This window comes from Anaeromonas frigoriresistens (assembly GCF_016820655.1).
Classification (GTDB): domain Bacteria; phylum Bacillota; class Clostridia; order Tissierellales; family SIT17; genus Anaeromonas; species Anaeromonas frigoriresistens.
In genome coordinates this window covers 28399-48521 of sequence record NZ_WSFT01000015.1, presented here as the reverse complement: position 1 = coordinate 48521, position 20123 = coordinate 28399, and the positions used below count along the sequence as shown (strand labels likewise).

Sequence of the window (20123 nt, the reverse complement as noted above, 5' to 3'; positions counted from 1 at the left end):
GAGAACCTTGGCTAAAATTAAAATAAAGTTAATTAAAAGTAAAATTGGTAAAACACATAAACAAAGAAGTACAGTAGAAGCTTTAGGACTAAGAAAGATAGGTCAAGTTGTAGAGCAAGAAGATAATGCACAAATAAGAGGTATGATAAACAGAGTAAACCACATGGTTGAAATCGTTGAGTAATTTAAAGTAAGGAGGTGCGACTATGAAGCTACATGAGTTAAGACCGAATAAAGGCGGAAGCACTAAGAACCGTAAGAGACTTGGTAGAGGTACAGCTACAGGACAAGGTAAAACTTCAGGTAGAGGAGAAAATGGTCAAAATTCTCGTTCTGGTGGAGGAGTAAGACCAGGATTTGAAGGTGGCCAATTACCAATCTACAGAAGATTACCTAAAAGAGGTTTCACTAACATATTTGCTACAAAATATGCTATAGTAAACTTAGAAGATTTAAATAGATTTGAAGATGGAACAGAAGTTACTCCACAATTATTAAAAGAATTAGGAGTAATTAAGAAACTTGAAGATGGTGTTAAAGTTTTAGGAAATGGGGAGTTAAATAAAAAACTAACTATTAAAGCCCATAAATTCAGCAAATCTGCTGCTGAGAAAATAGAGGCTATAGGGGGAAAGGTAGAGGTGATCTAAAGTGTTATCAACTCTCAGAAATGCATGGAAGATTCCAGATTTAAGAAGAAAAATATTATTTACGTTATTAATGCTAGCTATATTTAGATTAGGTTCAAATATACCAGTGCCATTTATGGATAAAGAGTTCATAAAGCAACTCTTTGAAGGTAGTGGCGGTGGAGTATTAGAATTGTTTAATCTGATGTCCGGGGGAGCTTTTGGACGTATGACAATTTTTGCTCTTAATATTTATCCATACATTACTGCATCGATTGTGATACAGTTGTTAACAATCGTAATACCTCAACTAGAAGCATTAGCAAAAGAAGGGGAAGCAGGAAGAAAGAAAATTGCTCAATATACTAGATATTTAACAGTGATATTCGCTTTAATTCAAGCTATAGGTATCAGTGTTGGATTATTCCAAGGAGCTGTAATAGGAGATGGAATTTTACCTATCTCAGTAGTAGTTATAACAATAACAGCAGGTACAGCATTCTTAATGTGGTTAGGAGAGCAAATCACAGAAAATGGAATAGGAAATGGTATATCATTAATAATATTTACAGGTATTATATCTAGAATACCTGGAGGAATTTACAATGCATTTAACCTTTGGTTAAAAGCAAAAACAGTTAGCATAATAGAATTAATTCTATTTGCAATTGTAGCAGTAATAGTTATAGCAGGTGTTGTAGCAATACAAGAAGGACAGAGAAGAATTCCTGTTCAATATGCTAAGAGAGTAGTAGGAAGAAAGATGTATGGTGGTCAAAGTACTCATATACCATTAAAGGTATTAATGGCTGGAGTTATTCCGGTTATATTTGCATCATCATTATTAGCTTTTCCACAAACATTAGCATTTTTCTTTGAAGGTTGGGCAGCTGGTATATCTAAATGGTTCTCACCACAAGGTAACCCTGGAGTATGGATTTACTCAACATTAAATGTATTGTTAATTGTTTTCTTCACATATTTCTATACAGCAATTCAATTCAATCCAGTTGAGTATGCAAACAACTTAAAACAAAACGGTGGTTTTATTCCTGGTATCAGACCTGGAAGACCTACCTCAGAGTATTTAAACAGGGTAATATCAAGAATTACATTAGTTGGAGCTATGGTATTAGCTTTAATAGCAACATTACCAACGATTTTATCTTCATTTGGAAACTTGAACATTGGTTTTGGAGGAACAGCTTTACTTATCGTAGTAGGGGTTGCTTTAGAAACTGTTAAACAAATTGAATCACAAATGATGATGAGACATTATAAAGGATTCTTGAAATAGATAACTCCACAAGGAGATGATATTTTTGAGACTTATATTATTAGGACCACCTGGAGCTGGGAAAGGAACCCAAGCTTCAGGTATAATAAATAAATACAACATACCCCATATTTCAACTGGAGATATCTTCAGAAAAAATATAAAAGAGGGTACCCAACTTGGTAAAAAAGCAAAAGAATACATGGATCAAGGACTACTAGTACCTGATGAACTAGTGGTAGACTTAGTAAAGGACAGACTAACTCAAGATGATTGTAAAGAAGGCTTTTTACTAGATGGATTTCCAAGAACAGTAGCACAAGCAGAAGCTTTAGATACTGAATTAAATAACCTTGGATGGGAATTAGATAGGGTTATTAATATACAAGTATCAAAGGATTCATTAGTTGAGAGGGCAGTAGGCAGAAGAATCTGTAAAGATTGTGGAGCTACTTACCATATTAAATTCAACCCACCTACAATACCAGGAAAATGTGATGTATGTGGTGGAGAATTATATCAGCGAGATGATGACACTGAAGAGACTGTGTCTAAGAGAATAGAGGTATATCAGAAACAAACATCTCCACTTATAAACTATTATGAGGAGAAGGATATATTAGCTAACATTGATGGACAGCAGGATATCGATAAAGTTTTTGATGATATAGTAAAAGTTCTTGGGAGCGGAAATTAATGATTATCTTAAAAAGTAGTAGAGAAATCGAAAAGATGAGAAGAGCAGGAAAGCTTGTAGCAGAAACTCACGAGTATCTAAAGGGCTTGATAAAGCCTGGAGTTACTACAAAGGAACTTGATGATGCGGCTTATGAATTTATAACAAATCATGATAGTAAACCAGCCTTCAAAGGATATCATGGATTTCCAGGAAGTATTTGTGCTTCCATTAACAATGAAGTAGTTCATGGAATACCTGGATTAAAAAAATTAAATGATGGCGATATTATAAGTATAGATATCGGTACTATAGTTGATGGTTACTATGGAGATGCTGCCAGAACCCATGGAGTAGGGAATATTAGTGAAGAGGCTAGAAAGCTAATTGAAGTAACTCGAGAAAGTTTTTTCGAAGGTATAAAATTTGCTAAAGAAGGATATAGACTCTCAGATATCTCCCATGCCATACAAAAGCATGTTGAATCCAATGGTTTTTCAGTTGTAAGAGATTATGTTGGCCATGGCATAGGTCAAGAAATGCATGAAGATCCACAGATTCCACATTATGGTCCTCCGGGAAAAGGTCCTCGACTTAGAAAAGGAATGGTTCTTGCGATTGAACCTATGGTAAATGAAGGTACTTTTAAAGTAAAGGTACTAGAAGATGAATGGACAGTGGTTACATTAGATAACAAACTATCTGCTCATTATGAAAATACTATAGTTATCACTGATGGTGAACCAGAGATTTTAACAATTATCTAGAGGTGAAGTACATGGAAACTACTGAAAAACTTCAAATAGGTCAGATTGTAAAATCTAGTGCTGGTAGAGATAGCAGCAAAATCTTTGTGATAATAGAGATACTTGATGAAAATTATGTATTATTAGTAGACGGAGATTTGAGAAAACTAGATAATCCTAAGAAGAAAAAAGTTAAACACCTAAGACCTACTAATAGAGTTTTAGATGAAATAAAGAATAAGATTGAAGCTAAAGAAAAATTCAACAATGCATATGTTAGAAAATTATTGGCTTCTTTTAGAAAAGAGAATTAATGCCAGGAAATGGAGGTTATACAACCTTATGTCCAAAAAGGATGTTATCGAAGTAGAAGGTACTGTAATTGAAACTTTGCCAAACGCAATGTTTAAGGTAGAGCTAGAGAACGGTCATGAAATATTAGCACATATTTCAGGTAAATTAAGAATGAATTTCATAAGAATACTTCCAGGAGATAAAGTTACTATTGAATTGTCACCTTATGACTTATCAAGAGGAAGAATTACGTGGCGAAAGAAGTAACAAGGAGGGATTACAGTGAAAGTAAGACCATCAGTTAAAAAGATGTGCGAAAAATGTAAACTTATAAGAAGAAAAGGTAAAGTAATGGTTATATGCGAAAATCCTAAGCATAAACAAAAACAAGGTTAATAATTACCCTAGTTTTATTTAGGAATTTGTAGTATAATATTTATTTGATTAATAAATTAGAGCGCGGCTGCTTGATGTTAATATATTATTGGAAACACAGGTTTAGGAGGTGTAAACTAAATGGCCAGAATTGCGGGTATAGATTTACCAAGAGATAAAAGAGTTGAAGTAGGTTTAACTTATATATATGGTATAGGTAGAGCTAAATCTAATGACATACTAGGAGTAACTGGAATTAATGCAGATACTAGAGTCAAAGATTTAACTGAAGAAGAAGTAAGTAAATTAAGAAACGAAATAGATAAGATTATAGTTGAAGGTGACCTTAGAAGAGAAATCGCTATGAATATCAAGAGACTTAAAGAAATTGGTAGTTATAGAGGAATGAGACATAGAAGAGGTTTACCAGTAAGAGGACAGCATACTAAGAATAATGCAAGAACAAGAAAAGGTCCTAAGAAACTAGCAAGCAAGAAGAAAAAGAAATAAAGGAGGGACTTATAAGTGGCTAAGAAGACTGTAAAAAAAGGTCGTGTAAAAAGAAGACAACGTAAAAATATTGAGAGGGGCCAAGCCCACATTCAGTCAACTTTTAACAATACTATAGTTACATTAACTGACATGCAAGGGAATTCCATATCATGGGCAAGTGCTGGTCAGCTTGGCTTTAGAGGGTCAAGAAAGTCAACTCCATTTGCAGCTCAGATGGCAGCAGAAGAAGCAGCTAAAAGTGCTATGGAACATGGATTAAAGACTGTTGAAGTATATGTTAAAGGACCTGGTTCAGGTAGAGAAGCTGCAATCAGATCATTACAAGCTACTGGTTTAGAAGTAACATTAATTAAAGATGTTACTCCAGTACCACACAATGGTTGTAGACCACCTAAACGTAGAAGAGTATAGTATAAAGTGATAGATACAGGAGGTGCAAAAGGATGGCAAGATATACAGGACCAGTTTGTAGACAATGTCGTAGAGAAGGCTTAAAGCTTTACTTAAAAGGTGACAAATGTTTTACAGACAAATGCCCGATCACTAGGAGAAATTATGCTCCTGGAGAGCACGGACAAGGTAGAAAGAAATTATCAAACTATGGAGTTCAATTAAGAGAGAAGCAAAAAGTACGTAGATACTATGGAGTTTCTGAAAAGCAATTTGCTAAGTACTTTAGCATGGCTGATAAAATGGAAGGTATTGCTGGAGAAAACTTCTTAAAAGTATTAGAATCTAGATTAGATAATGTAGTATTTAGATTAGGTTTAGCTGCGTCAAGAGCTGAATCAAGACAATTAGTTAATCATGGACACTTTATGGTAAACGGAAGCAAAGTTGATATTCCATCTTACTTAATAAGTGTTGGAGACGTAATCGAAGTTAAAGAAAAGAGTACTAAATCATCAAAATTCAAAGAATTAGTTGAAGGACATCAAGGTAACGTACCACAATGGGTAGAAATTGACACTGAAAACTTAAAGGGTAAAATCGTTGCTGAACCTTCAAGAGAAGATATAGACATTCCAATTGAAGAGCACTTAATCGTAGAGTGGTATTCTAAGTAATAAAAATTAGAATCGGTTGCCCTCAGAATAGATAAAAAACTGATAGGGAGGGTTAAGTTAATGATAGAGATTGAAAAGCCAAAAATTGAAGTGGTTGAAGTGAGTGAAGATAATACCTATGGCAAGTTTGTTGTTGAGCCATTAGAAAGAGGGTATACTACAACTTTAGGTAATTCACTTAGAAGAATTTTACTTTCTTCACTACCTGGTGCAGCAGTATCATCTATAAAAATCCAAGGAGTATTACATGAGTTTTCAACAATTCCTGGAGTTATGGAAGATGTAACAGAGATAATATTAAATGTCAAAGGCATAGCAGCTATTATGCATACAGAGGAGCCAGTTACATTAATTATCGATGTGGAAGGTGAAGGTCCAGTAACTGCTGGAGATATTCAGACCGGTGGAGATATAGAAATATTAAATAAGGATTTGCATATTGCAACCTTAGATAAAGGATCTAATCTTTATATGGAGCTTGTTATGGAAAAAGGTAGAGGATATGTTCCTGCTGAAAGAAATAAAAGGGACGATGATTCAATAGGTTCCTTACCTATAGATTCTATTTACACTCCAGTAAAAAAAGTGAACTTCAGTACAGAAAACACTAGAGTTGGTCAAGTAACTGATTATGGTAAGCTTACCCTAGAAGTATGGACTGATGGAACTATAAAACCTGATGAAGCAGTTTCACTAGGTGCTAAAATATTTAGCGAACATCTTAATCTATTTATAACTCTTACTGATAATGTAAATGATGTAGAGATTATGGTAGAAAAAGAAGAAGATAAGAAAGAAAAAGTTCTAGAAATGACTATTGAAGAACTAGATCTTTCAGTTAGATCATATAACTGTCTTAAAAGAGCAGGAATCAACACTGTTGAGGAATTAACGGATAAGTCAGAAGAAGATATGATGAAAGTGAGAAACTTAGGTAAAAAATCACTTGAGGAAGTTGAACATAAATTAGAAGATTTAGGTTTAGGTCTTAGAAAGTCAGAAGAATAGAATGACCTTAACAAAAAGGAGGGATACGAGATGGCTAAATTAAGAAAGCTTGGACGCCCTACTGACCATAGAAAGGCTATGTTAAGAAACTTAGTAACGAGTCTTTTAAGAGAAGGTAGAATCGAAACTACAGTAACAAGGGCCAAAGAAACAAGAAGACTGGCAGAGAAAATGATCACTCTTGCTAAAAAAGGTGACCTACATGCTAGACGTCAAGCATTGTCATTTATATATGATGAAACAGTAGTAAAAAATCTATTTGAAGAAATTGCACCAAAGTATGAAGATAGAAATGGTGGATACACAAGAATCATGAAGCTTGGACCTCGTAGAGGCGATGGTTCTGAAATGGTTATAATAGAATTAGTATAGATAATTAAAGGGATTAAGTAGAGATACTTAATCCCTTTAATTATACAATGATATTTAGGGTAAATTATAAAAAGATAAAATATTAATATTTGAATTGGGTATCCTACTATGCTAAAATAAATAGGTAAGAAAAATGGCGTAATAACAAGAAAATGCAAGTTTGTTGTTTAGAGAGGGATAGAAGAATATGAATAATACAATGATAAAAGTTGATAATTTAACTTATGAATATACTAATAATGAAGATAAGACAAACATTGCATTGGACAATGTAAGTCTTGAAATAGAAAAAGGTGAATTTGTAGTGGTTCTAGGACATAATGGCTCCGGAAAATCTACATTTGCAAAGCACATAAATGCATTATTATTACCAACTAAAGGTAATATTTATGTTAATGGTATGAATACTCAGGATGAAGAAAAATTATGGGATATACGACAAACAGCAGGAATGGTATTTCAAAATCCAGACAACCAATTAGTAGCAACAATCGTAGAAGAAGATGTAGCCTTTGGACCAGAAAATCAAGGAATAGAACCAAAAGAAATAAGAAGAAGAGTAGATAGAGCTTTAGAAATAGTAGAAATGACTAAATATAAAGAGCATGCTCCCCATTTACTTTCTGGAGGTCAAAAACAGAGAATTGCTATAGCAGGAGTATTAGCTATGAATCCAGAATGTATAGTATTTGATGAACCAACTGCAATGTTAGACCCTTCTGGAAGAATTGAAGTAATGAATACAATAAAAAAATTGAACAAAGAAGAAGGTAAAACTATAGTTCACATAACTCACTATATGGATGAAGCTGTAGAAGCAGATAGAATTATAGTAATGGAAGAGGGAAAGGTAGTGCTTGAAGGAACTCCTAAAGAGGTGTTTAGTCAAGTAGATAAAATGAAGGAATATGGACTGGATATTCCTCAAGTTACAGAGCTTTCATACAAGCTTAGAAGTGAAGGGATAGAACTACCTTTAGATGTATTAACTGTAGAGGAAATGGTGAAATTAATATGAAAATAAAAATTGAAGGACTAAATCATATATATAACCCTGGAAACCCCTTTGAAATAAAAGCACTGGATGATGTGAACTTAGAGATTGATAAAGGTGAATTTGTAGGATTGATAGGACATACTGGATCAGGAAAATCTACTTTAATACAACACTTAAATGGGCTATTAAAAGCTACTTCAGGAAAAATTTTTATTGGAGATACAGAAATAACGAAAAAAGATGTAAAATTAAAATCAGTGAGACAGAAAGTAGGACTTGTATTCCAATATCCAGAACATCAATTATTCGAAGAAACTGTATATAAAGATATAGCATTTGGACCTAAGAATCTAGGCTTAAGTGAAGAAGAAGTAGATAAAAGAATAAAAGAGTCCATGGAATTAGTAGGATTGAATTTTACAGAAGTAAAAGATAGATCTCCTTTTGAATTAAGTGGAGGACAGAGAAGGAGAGTAGCAATAGCTGGTGTATTAGCAATGAAACCAGATATATTAATTTTAGATGAACCCACTGCAGGATTAGACCCTAAAGGAAGAGATGAAATATTAGGTCAAATAAAGCACTTATATGATAAATATAATATTACAATAATCTTAGTATCTCACAGTATGGAGGATATAGCGAAACTGGTTAACCGACTTATTGTTATGCATAAGGGTAAAGTCAATATGGAGGGAAATCCTAGAGATATATTTAAACGGGTAGATGAGCTAGAAAGGATAGGCTTAGGGATTCCCCAAATAACATACCTTATGAGAGAATTAAGAAATAGAGGTAAAGATGTAAAAGATGATGTATTAACAGTAGATGAAGCAAAGATAGAATTATTAAAATATTTAAGGAGTAATGATAATGCTTAAAAATATAACAATAGGACAATACTTTCCAGGTAAAACCATTATTCATAAATTAGATCCTAGAATTAAAATATTAATAACATTACTATTTATATTCTCTCTATTTTTTATAGATAGTTTTACTCCATATCTATTTGTTGTTGCATTCATATTAACATCAGTAGGTTTATCTAAAGTACCTTTAAAATTTATATTAAAAGGACTTAAACCATTACTCATAATTATAATGATAACATTCTTAATAAATGCAATACTTACACCAGGAGAAGTTCTTTATAGATTAGGACCAGTGAAGATTACAATAGAAGGGCTTAGACAAGCAACATTTATGGCATTGAGACTTATATTTCTTATAGTTGGTACTTCATTACTAACATTGACTACATCACCAATATCGTTAACAGATGGTATAGAAAAACTACTTAATCCTTTTAAGAGAATTGGGTTACCTGCTCATGAATTGGCTATGATGATGACAATCGCATTAAGATTTATTCCTACACTTTTAGAAGAAACGGATAAGATAATGAAAGCTCAAATGGCAAGAGGTGCAGACTTTGAAAGCGGAAATATTATGAATAGAGCAAAGAGTTTAGTTCCCCTTTTAGTTCCATTATTTATTAGTGCTTTTAGAAGAGCAGATGAATTAGCTATGGCTATGGAAGCTAGATGTTATAGAGGTGGGGACAATAGAACTAGAATGAAAGAATTATCTTTAGAAATAAGGGATTATTTAGCTCTGGGTATTTCATTTGTATTATTAGGTATAATAATTTTATTTAGATACTTTATATAAAAGCCGGGGGATATCAAAACCTCCGGTTTACTTATAATTCTAAGGAAGTGTTATAATGAAAAATATTAAATTAATAATAGAATATAATGGTAAAAACTATAGAGGATGGCAAAAACAGCCTACAGAAAATTCTGTACAAGAAGTAATAGAAGAAGGAATAAAGAAAATAACTCAGAAAGAAGTAAAGTTAAATGGTTCAGGAAGAACTGATAGTGGAGTACATGCATTAGGCCAGGTTGCTACATTTTATACAGATGCCAATATAGAAGGATATAAATTTAAGAATGCATTAAATAGTATACTACCAAGTGATATAGTTATAAAAGAATCTGAAGAAATAGACATTAGTTTTCATGCTCGATACCATGCAAAGGCTAAAACCTATAAATATATAATATATAACAATAATACAAGAAGTGCCATACATAGAGACTTCTCATATCATGTTCCTTATGAACTGGATATAGATAAATTAACAATCAGTGCCAATAGACTTATAGGTACTTATGACTTCACATCATTTACATCTAAGAAAAACTCTAAAAAAAACAAAGTAAGAACAATTCATGATATTGATATAGTAATAAAGGGGAAATTAATAGAAATCAGATATACAGGAAATGGATTTTTATATAATATGGTAAGAATAATGACTGGTACTCTTGTAGATATAGCAAGAGGTAAAATAAAAGAGGATATTTTAGATATTATTAAAGCAAAGGATAGAGATAGAGCAGGAATTACAGCTGCTGCCCAAGGACTATACTTAGAAAAAGTATATTATAAGGATAATTGGAAAAATATATAATTGACAATATTTTATTTATTTACTTGACACACGAGGGTCATTGTATTACAATAAAAGAAGTGCAAAGATAAAAATCCACTAGCCCCGGATTTTTATTGACGTTAAAAACAAAAGAATGATTGTTGCAATAAGGAGGGAAATTAATGAAAAGCTTTATAGCTAAACCCCATGAAGTTGAAAGAAAATGGTATATAATAGATGCTGAAGGTAAAAAACTAGGTAGACTTGCTAGTGAAGTAGCAAAAATATTAAGAGGAAAGAACAAACCAACTTTTACTCCCCACGTTGATACAGGTGATCACGTTATAATAATTAATGCAGAGAAAATTGTATTAACAGGTAAAAAACTTGATCAAAAAATGTATAGATATCATACGAATCATCCAGGTGGATTAAAGGAAATCCCTTATAAGAGACTAATGCAAGAAAAACCAGAATTAGCAATTCAATTAGCTGTTAAAGGAATGTTACCAAAGAATAGTCTTGGAAGACAAATGATTAAAAAACTAAAGGTTTATAGTGGAACAGATCATAACCACGAAGCTCAAAAACCTGAAGTTTACGAAATATAGTTCAGGAAGGGAGGACTGTTAAATGGCTAAAGTACAATTTTATGGAACTGGAAGAAGAAAAAAATCTATAGCAAGAGTAAGATTAGTTCCTGGTTCAGGAAATATAACTATTAATGATAGAAGCATGGACGATTACTTTAACTACGATACTTTAAAGGTTAAAGCTAAAGAGCCATTAGTAATAACTGATACATTAGGTAACTATGATGTTATCGTAAAAGTAGAAGGTGGCGGATATACAGGTCAAGCAGGAGCAATAAGACATGGTATATCAAGAGCTTTATTAAAAGCTGATAATGAATTAAGACCAACACTTAAAAAAGCAGGAATGCTTACAAGAGATCCAAGAATGAAAGAAAGAAAGAAATATGGTCTTAAAAAAGCAAGAAGAGCTCCACAATTCTCAAAGAGATAATTATATATCTATATACAAAAGACACTGGAATCCAGTGTCTTTTTTTATCCTATTTTTTATAGCAATAATATTATATGAGAATATAATACTATAAAAAGCTAGGAGGTAATAGAATGAATAATTATTGGTATTACAACCCCTATTGTATACCCTATCAAAACTCAAAAAGCAAACCTATTGATAGATATAATGAAAAAAATTATGAGTACCCTAACTGTGTTATAAAGGAAAAATATTGTGATTATTTTGATATAGGCGATAAAGCTCCAAATTTTACACTAGAAGGTATTGTAAATTGTGAACCGAAAGAGGTATCTTTATCGGATTATTTAGGTAGTTGGGCAGTTCTTTTCTTTTATGGATCAGACTTTACTTTTGTTTGACCTACAGAACTTGCAGCAGTTGCTGACAGATATCCTATATTTAAAAGACTTAATACAACAGTTTTAGGAATAAGTACAGATAGTATATATTCTCATAAAATCTTCACCCAGACATCACCTTCCGGGAGAAAAATTAATTACCCATTGTTATCTGATAGAACACAAAAGGTATCAAAAACCTATGGAGTGTTGAATGAAGATGAGGGATTTGCTTGGAGAGGAGCATTCATAGTAGACCCTGAGGGTAAAATTCAAGGATGGATAACTAATCCTCAACCAATAGGAAGGAATATAGATGAGTTAATAAGGATTATAGCAGCATTACAATTTAATAGAGAAACAGGAAGAGGAGCTCAAGCAGGATGGAAACCAGGAGATCCAGGAATACCTACAGGATGGGAATATGTAGGTAAATATTAAAAATGAGCAGGTATTATACCTGCTCATTTAAATTTACTTGACCCGATAGCTTACAATTCTAATTATCCATCATCTTCTAGATGGATAATTAGAATTGCATAGCTCCTGGATAAGACGACTCAAGTAGATAGCTAAAATCTCTGATTTTGTGCTAGTCACTTACGCAGAGGGACGCATCAGAAACGCACCTGATTGAGTCTTACTTTATAAACTTTCCATCTTTATAGAATAGTTCTCCGTCGGCGTATATCTCTCCACCATCTTTCATATCACACAGCATATCCCAATGTATACTGGACTTATTCTTACCCCCAGACTCAGGATAAGCTTCTCCTAGGGCCATATGAATGGTACCCCCTAGTTTTTCATCAAAGAGCATATTCTTAGTAAACTTCTTGATACCATAATTAGTACCTATTGCGAATTCACCTATATACTTAGCACCTTCATCTGTTTCTAAAAGAGCATGAAGAAGATCTTCGCCTTTAGCAGCCTCTGCCTTTACTACTTTACCTTTTTCAAAGGTTAGTCTTATATCTTCTATTTCTTTACCCATGTAGATACCAGGGAAGCTAAATCTAATATGACCTTCAATAGTATCTTTTATTGGAGCTGTAAATACTTCTCCACTAGGGAAATTATTGTGGCCATCGGAGTTAATCCAAGTTCTACCTCCAACTCTTAAGGTAATATGAGTATCTTTGGATTTTACTTCTATGTGATCTTTATCCTTTAAAAAATTGATTATCTCTTGTTGATGATCATGAATCTTATTCCATTCTGCTACAGGATCCTCTTTATCAAGAAGACAAGCATCAAATACAAATTCAGCATATTCATCTAAGGACATATTGCTTTCTTGAGCATCTGCATGGGTTGGATATTGACATAAACTCCATTTCAATTCACCTCGTCCAGCCCTTTCCATAAATATTTCATTAATCTCTCTATTTGCTTTTGATACTACACCCATCTTTTTAGCATCTACACTTGTCATTTGTTTAGTATTGTATTCACCTAAAATATTTAATACTGCATCGGCTTCTTTAACCATAGTATGAGCAAAAGGTGTAACAAAATTCAATTGTTCATCTGAGGCTTCTCTTAATTTAATTTCACTTATATCGTTATGATGAATAATAACATAAGGATTAGCTCCTACTTTTAATGCTTCTCGGTAAACCTCTTTAATTAAAGGCAGTGTCATAGGCATTCCTTGTATTACAAGAAAATCTTCTTTCTTTAATTCCAAAGAATAATTAACTAATACACTGGCCATTTTTTTAATTCGTGGATCAACTATACTCATTGTACTTCCTCCTTTTATAATATTAAATTCTTATGTATAGAGAATATATTCTATAACTAATAGAGAAATCCTTTAAATATCAGAATTTTCTTTAAAAACATTATATAAGTAATATCATCTATAAAGTCAAAATATTTATAGTAGTATGAAGTAAATAAATATGTATCTAATAAGTATAATTGGGGGTATAAGATGAGAGAAATAAATATAAAGAAAAGGACTATTTTGTTGATACCTATAGTAATATTATCTGTATTTTTATATTTTTATCAAGAAGAAGAGACTTTAGAGACCTTCTCAAATCCGATAATGAATAAAATAGTTATATTGGATGCTGGTCATGGAGGCTTTGATCCAGGGGCCATAGGAAGTCAAGAGAATAAAGAAGATGATATAAATCTAGAGATAACTCTAAAGCTAAGGAGACTTATTGAACAAGGAGGAGGTATAGTAGTACTTACTAGAGAAATAGATGAAGGGTTAGATTCAGAAGAGTCTAAAACCTATCGTCAAAGAAAGAATGAAGATTTAAGAAATAGAAGAATATTAATAAACGGTTCAGAGCCAGATGTATTAATTAGTATTCATCTGAATAGTTTTCCTCAGTCCCAGTATTATGGGGCACAAACCTTTTATAAAAAAGGATCTGAAGAAAGTAAAATGATAGCAAAGAGTATACAAGAAGAATTAAGAAGGGTATTAGATAAAAATAATGATAGACAGCCTCAATCTAGAGATAGTATATATTTAATAAGAGAAGCCCAGTGTCCATCAGTACTAGTAGAATGTGGTTTTTTATCAAACAATAGAGAAGAACAATTATTAAATGACCCTGAGTATCAACAGAAAATTGCATGGTCAATATATATAGGATTAATAAAATCCTTTGAAAAGGATATACCTAAGTCTTAATAATATATTATAAAACTATCTTGTATAATGTACAATAACATTATATACTTGATGTTATGCATTAAAGAATTAATGTTGATAACTTGAATATAATTTCAATATGTTATCCACAAAATGTGTATAGAAAATATAAAATAAGAGACTTATTGATGTATAGAGGTTGAAAAAAACTAAAGATATAAACATACTTATCCACTGAGGTTGTGGATAATGTGGAAAACAGGAGGATTTTATGGATAAAAAAGAATTATTAACTAATAAACTATATGTAGTAATTATAGCATTAATATGTTCAATACTATGGGGAAGTGCTTTTCCAGTATTAAAAATAAGCTATGATAAACTAAGAATTTTACCAGAGGATATTTATTCTAAAATACTATTTGCTGGAATGAGATTCTTTATTGCATCAATATTAATCTTTATTCTAGTAGTTGTCTTTTTGAAGATATCTATAAAAATTAATAAACAAACCCTAAAATCTCTATTAATTTTAGGTTTATTGCAAACTAGCCTACAGTATTTTTTCTTTTATAATGGATTAGCATATACTACTGGAATAAAAGGATCTATATTAGCATCTAGTGGAACCTTTTTTGTGGTAATACTAGCTCATTTTATATATCATGATGATAAAATGAATTTAAAAAAGACTGTGGGATTGATTTCAGGATTTTTAGGTATATTTTTAGTAAATTGGGGAAAAGGAGGATTTAATCTCCACTTTAGCTTTAGAGGGGAAGGTTTCCTTATAATAGCAGGTTTAGTAAGTGCCTTTGGTACAATAATAGCAAAAAAACTTTCAAAGGAAATACATCCCTTTATAGTAACAGCATGGCAAATGCTTTTAGGTTCTATAGTATTGCTAGTAGTTGGAATTAGTGGTGCAGAGAAGATGCTTGAATTCACTCCATTAACTTCTGGGCTACTGATATATGCGTCATTCCTTTCTGCTACAGCATTTTCCTTATGGTATGCCTTACTTAAATATAATAGAGCGGGAGAGATTACTCTTTATAAATTTATGATCCCTGTTTCTGGTTCGTTTTTATCGGTTCTATTAATACCTAATGAGAAATTCACAGTATATATGATTAGTGCATTAGTATTAGTAGCATCTGGTATTATATTTGTTAATTATAAAAGAAAGCCAATAGGTAACTATAAAAAATCTCAACATTAAATGTTGAGGTTTTTTAAATCTTAATTCTATAATCGAAAAACATATCATAAATTATTATTAATGAAAGGAGAGTTTTATATGATTATAGTAATTAGGAAGAAAATATTGGTGGCTATATTATTATTTGCAATAGTAGTTTTAAGTATTATATTTTTTATAGGAACTAGGGATATTAAATCTGTATTTAATAGTGAAGACTATAACACTATTATATCTGATAATATTATGCTTAGAAATAATTCAATATTATCTAAAAATCAAGAGGATATTAAAAAATTATATGATTTAGATAAGAAGTATGGAGTATGGGCATATGAACATGAAATAAATAAAATGAAGTATTTGCATAAATGGTCAGAAAAACAAGGGATAAAATTCATATCAATAAAATCTAATCCAATAATAAATTGGGTAAAAGAATATGAAGAGAAGACAACTCTAAACTTAACTGTATCTACAGAATACAAGTATGTATATAAAGATGATGTAGAAAGCATAAGTACATTTAGAATAGGAACCTATCATTTAATAGACATTCAAAATCAAAATGATGAATGGATTATAATTAAAGACTGGTATGATGATCCCTTTGCAGATATATTATCATTAAAAGAGGAATATATGGATAATATAAAGAAGATTATATTAGAAGGAAAAAAAGATAATATAGAATTAAGTGAAAGAAGAAAGAAGGCAATAGAATATGCCGATAAATATATAGGGGCAGCTGATGATGGATCTAATGATTATAAATATAATAAAGACTATAAGAATTATAATTCCCTAGGAGGAGACTGTGCTAATTTTGCTTCTCAAGCTCTCCATGAAGGTGGAAAGTTTGAAAAAAATTATTCTTGGAACTATATTAAAGACGGAACAAGAGCTTGGGTAAATGCTCAAGGATTTAAAGATTATATGATATATAGTGGGAGAGGATCACTAATAGCTCATGGAGACTATAATAAAGTATTACAATCCTCTTATCAATTATTACCAGGAGATTTTATTGCCTATGAGAAAAAAGGAAAAGTGGTTCATATATCTATGGTTACAGGAATAGATTCAAAAGGATATAGATTAGTAAATTGTCATAATACAGATAGATATAGAGTTCCATGGGATTTAGGGTTTAGTGCATCAAAGATTAAATATTGGTTTGTTAGAGTTAATTATTAGATTAAGAATTATAAAAATTGGTATAATTATAGTAAGAATTGAAAGAAATAATTAAACTAAAATCATAGACTTCCTGTCTAAAAACTATTTAGTTCTAGATATACTACAATAAATTATTAATATTTAAACTATGATTCTTGAGATAAATTTAAATGAAAGTGACTGATGGAATGAAAAACATTAAAAAGTATTTTTTATTATTATCGATATTTTTATTGATAGTATATGTGATACCAAATTTTATATTAGATTTACAATTAATTTCTATGTTCAGTAGTAGTTTAAGCAATCAAGGATTTATAGGTGAAATAAGGGAATTTATGTTTAAATTTAGAAGCATATTATCGGTTTTATTTACTTTATACACTATATCAATTGGAGTAATAATTTTTATTGAAAATAAAAATCCTCAAAAAACTATAACTTGGCTTTTAGTATTGTTTATCTCTCCTGTAATTGGATTTATTCTTTATTTATTTCTTGGTCAAAATATTAGAAAGAGAAAAATGTTCAAAAAAGAAGATAATATTAGATCAAAGAGTCTTAAAGATATAGCAGAACTTCAATTAAGTGCTGTGAAGGAAGCAAGAATATTCTCGGAAGTAGAACATTCATTAAAGAAAAAAATGATTAGTCTTATATTAAATAATTCAAAATCTCCAGTTACTATAAATAATAGGAGTAAGATATTAACTAATGGCTATGCCAAATTTAATGAAGTAAAAAAAGACTTGAGAAATGCTAAGCATCACATACATATAGAGTATTTTATAATCAAAAATGATAATATAGGTAATGAAATAAAGGATATACTTATCCAAAAAGCTAAAGAAGGATTAGAAGTTAAATTTATATATGATAGTGTTGGAAGCTGGAGATTGGGAAAAGCGTATATAAATGCTCTTAAAAATGTAGGAGTAGAAGTAGTAGGATATCTTCCTGTTTTTTTACCGGGATTGAGCAGAGAGTTAAATTATAGAAATCATAGGAAAATAATAGTTATAGATGGTAAGATAGGATTTACTGGTGGAATAAATATTGGCGATGAGTATCTAGGCAAAGATAAAAAGATGGGCTTTTGGAGAGATACTCACATGAAGATAGAAGGAGAAGCAGTATATGAACTTCAAAACATATTTATTAATGATTGGTATTTCTGTACAAAAGAAAGTCTAGATGATTTAAAATACTTTCCTAAGTTAGAATACTATGGCGAGCAATTAATTCAAATTGCTTCTAGTGGTCCGGACTCTGAATGGGAATCAATCATGCAATCATATTTTTCCTTGATAACTTATGCTACAGAAAGAGTATGGATTACTACGCCCTATTTAATTCCCGATGAAAGCATGAATGTAGCCCTAAGAACAGCTGCATTAAGTGGTATAGATGTTAGAATAATAATCCCAGATATAGCTGATCATATTGTGGCTTTTTGGGGTTCAAGATCCTATGTGGAAGATCTATTAAAAGCTGGTGTTAAGGTTTATTGTTATCAAAATGGATTTGTACATGCAAAAACATTATTAGTAGATGATATTGCAACTTCGGTAGGTACTGCAAACTTAGACAATAGAAGTTTTCATATAAATTTTGAAGTAAATGCATTTGTTTATGATGAAGATATAGCTAAGAGACTAGAAAGGGATTTTGAAACAGACTTTGAATATTGTGAAGAAATGAATTACGAAGAATACAAAAATAGGGGAGTAATACAAAGAATAAAAGAATCTATCGGTAAACTCTTATCACCGATATTATAAGGAGGAAATTAATGAGCTACATTTTTAAACTAGATAAAGTAAAATATAAAAATATACTAAATATAGACAACCTTCATATAAAGGAAGGTATAATAACCTGCCTACTAGGTGAAAGTGGTAGCGGCAAGACTACATTACTAAGATTATTAAATGATTTGATTAGTCCCACAGAGGGAAGTATATTATATAAAAATAAAAATATAGTAGATATGAATCCAGTAGAGTTGAGAAGAAAAGTATTAATGCTAGGGCAAACCCCTATTACCTTTGAAGGTACTATAAGAGAAAATTTTAACATGGCATTGGAGTTTTCAGAAAAGGAAAAAGCAGAGGATGATATTCTTCAAAAATATCTAGATATATCTAATTTAAATAAATCCTTAGATCATAATGCCAAAGAAATGTCTGGAGGAGAAAGACAAAGATTAGCTTTAGCCAGAGTACTTCTATTAGATGGAGAAGTATTATTATTAGATGAACCATCATCTGCATTAGATGAAGATACTGAAAAGTTTGTAATAGAGAGTGTAGTAAAATATGCAAAAGACAATAATAAATCTGTGATAATGGTAACTCATTCATCATTAATAGCAAAGGAATATGGGGATGAAATCATAAGGATGAACAAAGGGGGAACTATTGATGAGTGATATAGTAGATATTGGGATATTACAGCTTATTACTGCCTATATATTTGTTATTATACTTTTATTTATAGTTCGATTAAAAGGGATAAATAGAGAAAAAGAAATAGTTATAGCCAGTATAAGGATGACATTACAATTAGTATTAATAGGATATGTTTTAGTATATATATTTGAAAATCCCAGTCCTTTACTTACTCTTATAATTATAGGTATAATGGAGACTTTTGCTATATTCAATATATTTAAAAGGGTCAGAAGAAATATATCTACCAAACTAAAAGGTATGATAGCTATAGCAATGGTAGTAGGCACATTCACCTCCATATTATACTTTTTATTCGTAGTAGTAAGGATACAACCTTGGTACAAACCTCAGTACTTTATACCCTTAGCTGGAATGCTGATAGGAAACTCAATGACCGGTATATCTTTGGGAGTAGATAGATTAATAGATGGATTTCACTCAAGGAAAGAGGAAGTAGAAACAGCTCTAATGTTAGGAGCAAGTTCAAAGAAAGCAGCAAAGAGAATAGTAAATAATGCTTTTGATTCAGCAATAATGCCCACGATAAATTCTATGATGGGAATGGGAATAGTATTTTTGCCAGGAATGATGACAGGACAAATTCTATCAGGCACATCTCCATTAACTTCAATTAAATATCAAATAGCAATAATGCTAGGAATAATGGGAAGTGTATCACTAACAGTAATAATATTTTTGCAACTAGGATATAAAACATTCTTTAACGATAGAGAACAATTAGATGTATAGTAAGTGGGACACCGTACGGTTTTGGTGTCTCACTTTTTCTTTTACAAAATATTAATTTATTACATAGTTTTACACTCAGGATTATGGGTAAATTAATAGCGTAAAGTATTTTAACTATACTAGACAGGTAGTT

General features: G+C 31.2%; 27 protein-coding genes. 26 read left to right on the top strand and 1 reads right to left on the bottom strand.

Translation table 11 applies throughout. The features are described from left to right. Positions 1-7: 7 nt before the first annotated feature. From rpmD to GOQ27_RS17020, 20 genes are all read left to right on the top strand, one after another. Positions 8-184, top strand: coding sequence for a 50S ribosomal protein L30 (gene rpmD / locus GOQ27_RS02630; RefSeq protein ID WP_203365264.1), 177 nt, complete (start codon positions 8-10; stop codon positions 182-184). A 22-nt stretch (positions 185-206) separates the two neighbouring features. Next, positions 207-650, top strand: coding sequence for a 50S ribosomal protein L15 (rplO, locus tag GOQ27_RS02625; RefSeq protein ID WP_203365263.1), 444 nt, complete (start codon positions 207-209; stop codon positions 648-650). 1 nt (position 651) lies between these two features. After that, entirely contained in the window at positions 652-1926 is a 1275-nt protein-coding gene (gene secY / locus GOQ27_RS02620; RefSeq protein WP_203365262.1) for a preprotein translocase subunit SecY, read from the top strand. A gap of 25 nt (positions 1927-1951) precedes the next feature. Continuing rightward, a complete protein-coding gene (locus tag GOQ27_RS02615) occupies positions 1952-2602 on the top strand; it encodes an adenylate kinase (protein WP_203365261.1) in 651 nt (216 codons plus the stop codon). Continuing rightward, on the top strand, positions 2602-3348 hold the full coding sequence (map, locus tag GOQ27_RS02610) for a type I methionyl aminopeptidase (protein ID WP_203365260.1): 747 nt from the start codon (positions 2602-2604) through the stop codon (positions 3346-3348). The genes GOQ27_RS02615 and map overlap by 1 nt, the downstream gene beginning before the upstream one ends. Before the next feature lie 11 nt (positions 3349-3359). Continuing rightward, positions 3360-3641: a KOW domain-containing RNA-binding protein gene (locus GOQ27_RS02605; RefSeq protein WP_203365259.1), complete on the top strand. Its 282-nt coding sequence runs from the start codon at positions 3360-3362 to the stop codon at positions 3639-3641. A 28-nt stretch (positions 3642-3669) separates the two neighbouring features. Next, positions 3670-3888, top strand: coding sequence for a translation initiation factor IF-1 (infA, locus tag GOQ27_RS02600; protein WP_203365258.1), 219 nt, complete (start codon positions 3670-3672; stop codon positions 3886-3888). A gap of 15 nt (positions 3889-3903) precedes the next feature. Then, entirely contained in the window at positions 3904-4017 is a 114-nt protein-coding gene (rpmJ, locus tag GOQ27_RS02595; RefSeq protein ID WP_130807950.1) for a 50S ribosomal protein L36, read from the top strand. 120 nt (positions 4018-4137) lie between these two features. Further along, positions 4138-4506 carry a 30S ribosomal protein S13 gene (gene rpsM, locus GOQ27_RS02590; protein ID WP_203365257.1) on the top strand — a complete coding sequence of 123 codons (369 nt, stop codon included), beginning with the start codon at positions 4138-4140 and terminating at the stop codon, positions 4504-4506. A gap of 15 nt (positions 4507-4521) precedes the next feature. Continuing rightward, the gene (gene rpsK, locus GOQ27_RS02585; RefSeq protein ID WP_203365256.1) at positions 4522-4920 is read left to right on the top strand and encodes a 30S ribosomal protein S11; all 399 of its coding nucleotides are present in this window, start codon (positions 4522-4524) and stop codon (positions 4918-4920) included. 32 nt (positions 4921-4952) lie between these two features. Further along, positions 4953-5576 (top strand): 30S ribosomal protein S4, encoded by a 624-nt coding sequence (gene rpsD, locus GOQ27_RS02580; RefSeq protein ID WP_203365255.1) that lies wholly within the window; start codon positions 4953-4955, stop codon positions 5574-5576. A 60-nt stretch (positions 5577-5636) separates the two neighbouring features. Next, positions 5637-6584, top strand: a complete 948-nt coding sequence (locus GOQ27_RS02575; RefSeq protein WP_203365254.1) for a DNA-directed RNA polymerase subunit alpha — start codon at positions 5637-5639, stop codon at positions 6582-6584. Between the two features lie 30 nt (positions 6585-6614). After that, the gene (rplQ, locus tag GOQ27_RS02570) at positions 6615-6956 is read left to right on the top strand and encodes a 50S ribosomal protein L17 (protein ID WP_203365253.1); all 342 of its coding nucleotides are present in this window, start codon (positions 6615-6617) and stop codon (positions 6954-6956) included. Between the two features lie 187 nt (positions 6957-7143). Continuing rightward, positions 7144-7974, top strand: coding sequence for an energy-coupling factor transporter ATPase (locus GOQ27_RS02565; RefSeq protein WP_203365252.1), 831 nt, complete (start codon positions 7144-7146; stop codon positions 7972-7974). Continuing rightward, positions 7971-8834: an energy-coupling factor transporter ATPase gene (locus tag GOQ27_RS02560; RefSeq protein ID WP_203365251.1), complete on the top strand. Its 864-nt coding sequence runs from the start codon at positions 7971-7973 to the stop codon at positions 8832-8834. The genes GOQ27_RS02565 and GOQ27_RS02560 overlap by 4 nt, the downstream gene beginning before the upstream one ends. After that, positions 8827-9627 (top strand): energy-coupling factor transporter transmembrane component T family protein, encoded by an 801-nt coding sequence (locus GOQ27_RS02555; RefSeq protein ID WP_203365250.1) that lies wholly within the window; start codon positions 8827-8829, stop codon positions 9625-9627. The genes GOQ27_RS02560 and GOQ27_RS02555 overlap by 8 nt, the downstream gene beginning before the upstream one ends. 55 nt (positions 9628-9682) lie before the next feature. Next, positions 9683-10435, top strand: a complete 753-nt coding sequence (truA, locus tag GOQ27_RS02550) for a tRNA pseudouridine(38-40) synthase TruA (RefSeq protein ID WP_203365249.1) — start codon at positions 9683-9685, stop codon at positions 10433-10435. 143 nt (positions 10436-10578) lie between these two features. Beyond that, positions 10579-11007, top strand: a complete 429-nt coding sequence (gene rplM, locus GOQ27_RS02545; RefSeq protein WP_203365248.1) for a 50S ribosomal protein L13 — start codon at positions 10579-10581, stop codon at positions 11005-11007. A gap of 22 nt (positions 11008-11029) precedes the next feature. Next, positions 11030-11422 (top strand): 30S ribosomal protein S9, encoded by a 393-nt coding sequence (gene rpsI / locus GOQ27_RS02540; protein WP_203365247.1) that lies wholly within the window; start codon positions 11030-11032, stop codon positions 11420-11422. Between the two features lie 113 nt (positions 11423-11535). Next, positions 11536-12225 carry a peroxiredoxin gene (locus GOQ27_RS17020; protein WP_252187721.1) on the top strand — a complete coding sequence of 230 codons (690 nt, stop codon included), beginning with the start codon at positions 11536-11538 and terminating at the stop codon, positions 12223-12225. Between the two features lie 199 nt (positions 12226-12424). Here the strand turns inward: GOQ27_RS17020 and GOQ27_RS02525 are convergent, their stop codons facing one another. Beyond that, positions 12425-13534 (bottom strand): aminopeptidase, encoded by a 1110-nt coding sequence (locus GOQ27_RS02525; RefSeq protein WP_207751252.1) that lies wholly within the window; start codon positions 13532-13534, stop codon positions 12425-12427. A gap of 192 nt (positions 13535-13726) precedes the next feature. Here GOQ27_RS02525 and cwlD point away from each other — a divergent pair, with 192 nt between their 5' ends. The 6 genes from cwlD to GOQ27_RS02495 all read left to right on the top strand — a co-directional run bounded on the left by cwlD (position 13727) and on the right by GOQ27_RS02495 (position 19990). Beyond that, on the top strand, positions 13727-14446 hold the full coding sequence (cwlD, locus tag GOQ27_RS02520) for an N-acetylmuramoyl-L-alanine amidase CwlD (protein ID WP_203365245.1): 720 nt from the start codon (positions 13727-13729) through the stop codon (positions 14444-14446). Positions 14447-14678: 232 nt separating this feature from the next. Beyond that, positions 14679-15629: a DMT family transporter gene (locus tag GOQ27_RS02515; protein WP_203365244.1), complete on the top strand. Its 951-nt coding sequence runs from the start codon at positions 14679-14681 to the stop codon at positions 15627-15629. Between the two features lie 78 nt (positions 15630-15707). Further along, a complete protein-coding gene (locus GOQ27_RS02510; RefSeq protein ID WP_203365243.1) occupies positions 15708-16805 on the top strand; it encodes an amidase domain-containing protein in 1098 nt (365 codons plus the stop codon). 152 nt (positions 16806-16957) lie between these two features. Beyond that, positions 16958-18568: a cardiolipin synthase gene (cls, locus tag GOQ27_RS02505; RefSeq protein WP_252187720.1), complete on the top strand. Its 1611-nt coding sequence runs from the start codon at positions 16958-16960 to the stop codon at positions 18566-18568. An 11-nt stretch (positions 18569-18579) separates the two neighbouring features. After that, entirely contained in the window at positions 18580-19218 is a 639-nt protein-coding gene (locus GOQ27_RS02500) for an ABC transporter ATP-binding protein (protein ID WP_207751251.1), read from the top strand. After that, positions 19211-19990, top strand: a complete 780-nt coding sequence (locus tag GOQ27_RS02495; protein WP_203365242.1) for an ABC transporter permease — start codon at positions 19211-19213, stop codon at positions 19988-19990. Before GOQ27_RS02500 ends, GOQ27_RS02495 begins: the two co-directional genes overlap by 8 nt. The last annotated feature ends 133 nt before the right edge of the window (positions 19991-20123 follow it).

Bases quoted from the DNA above. Each gene is read 5' to 3' on its own strand.
- GOQ27_RS02555 (WP_203365250.1), top strand. From the start codon at position 8,827: ATGCTTAAAAATATAACAATAGGACAATACTTTCCAGGTAAAACCATT.
- cls (WP_252187720.1), top strand. From the start codon at position 16,958: ATGAAAGTGACTGATGGAATGAAAAACATTAAAAAGTATTTTTTATTA.
- GOQ27_RS02495 (WP_203365242.1), top strand. From the start codon at position 19,211: ATGAGTGATATAGTAGATATTGGGATATTACAGCTTATTACTGCCTAT.
- rplQ (WP_203365253.1), top strand. From the start codon at position 6,615: ATGGCTAAATTAAGAAAGCTTGGACGCCCTACTGACCATAGAAAGGCT.
- cwlD (WP_203365245.1), top strand. From the start codon at position 13,727: ATGAGAGAAATAAATATAAAGAAAAGGACTATTTTGTTGATACCTATA.
- GOQ27_RS02565 (WP_203365252.1), top strand. From the start codon at position 7,144: ATGAATAATACAATGATAAAAGTTGATAATTTAACTTATGAATATACT.
- GOQ27_RS02510 (WP_203365243.1), top strand. From the start codon at position 15,708: ATGATTATAGTAATTAGGAAGAAAATATTGGTGGCTATATTATTATTT.
- GOQ27_RS02605 (WP_203365259.1), top strand. From the start codon at position 3,360: ATGGAAACTACTGAAAAACTTCAAATAGGTCAGATTGTAAAATCTAGT.
- rpsD (WP_203365255.1), top strand. From the start codon at position 4,953: ATGGCAAGATATACAGGACCAGTTTGTAGACAATGTCGTAGAGAAGGC.
- GOQ27_RS02575 (WP_203365254.1), top strand. From the start codon at position 5,637: ATGATAGAGATTGAAAAGCCAAAAATTGAAGTGGTTGAAGTGAGTGAA.
- infA (WP_203365258.1), top strand. From the start codon at position 3,670: ATGTCCAAAAAGGATGTTATCGAAGTAGAAGGTACTGTAATTGAAACT.
- GOQ27_RS02500 (WP_207751251.1), top strand. From the start codon at position 18,580: ATGAGCTACATTTTTAAACTAGATAAAGTAAAATATAAAAATATACTA.
- GOQ27_RS02515 (WP_203365244.1), top strand. From the start codon at position 14,679: ATGGATAAAAAAGAATTATTAACTAATAAACTATATGTAGTAATTATA.
- GOQ27_RS02560 (WP_203365251.1), top strand. From the start codon at position 7,971: ATGAAAATAAAAATTGAAGGACTAAATCATATATATAACCCTGGAAAC.
- rplM (WP_203365248.1), top strand. From the start codon at position 10,579: ATGAAAAGCTTTATAGCTAAACCCCATGAAGTTGAAAGAAAATGGTAT.
- map (WP_203365260.1), top strand. From the start codon at position 2,602: ATGATTATCTTAAAAAGTAGTAGAGAAATCGAAAAGATGAGAAGAGCA.
- GOQ27_RS02525 (WP_207751252.1), bottom strand. From the start codon at position 13,534: ATGAGTATAGTTGATCCACGAATTAAAAAAATGGCCAGTGTATTAGTT.
- truA (WP_203365249.1), top strand. From the start codon at position 9,683: ATGAAAAATATTAAATTAATAATAGAATATAATGGTAAAAACTATAGA.
- rplO (WP_203365263.1), top strand. From the start codon at position 207: ATGAAGCTACATGAGTTAAGACCGAATAAAGGCGGAAGCACTAAGAAC.
- rpsI (WP_203365247.1), top strand. From the start codon at position 11,030: ATGGCTAAAGTACAATTTTATGGAACTGGAAGAAGAAAAAAATCTATA.
- rpsM (WP_203365257.1), top strand. From the start codon at position 4,138: ATGGCCAGAATTGCGGGTATAGATTTACCAAGAGATAAAAGAGTTGAA.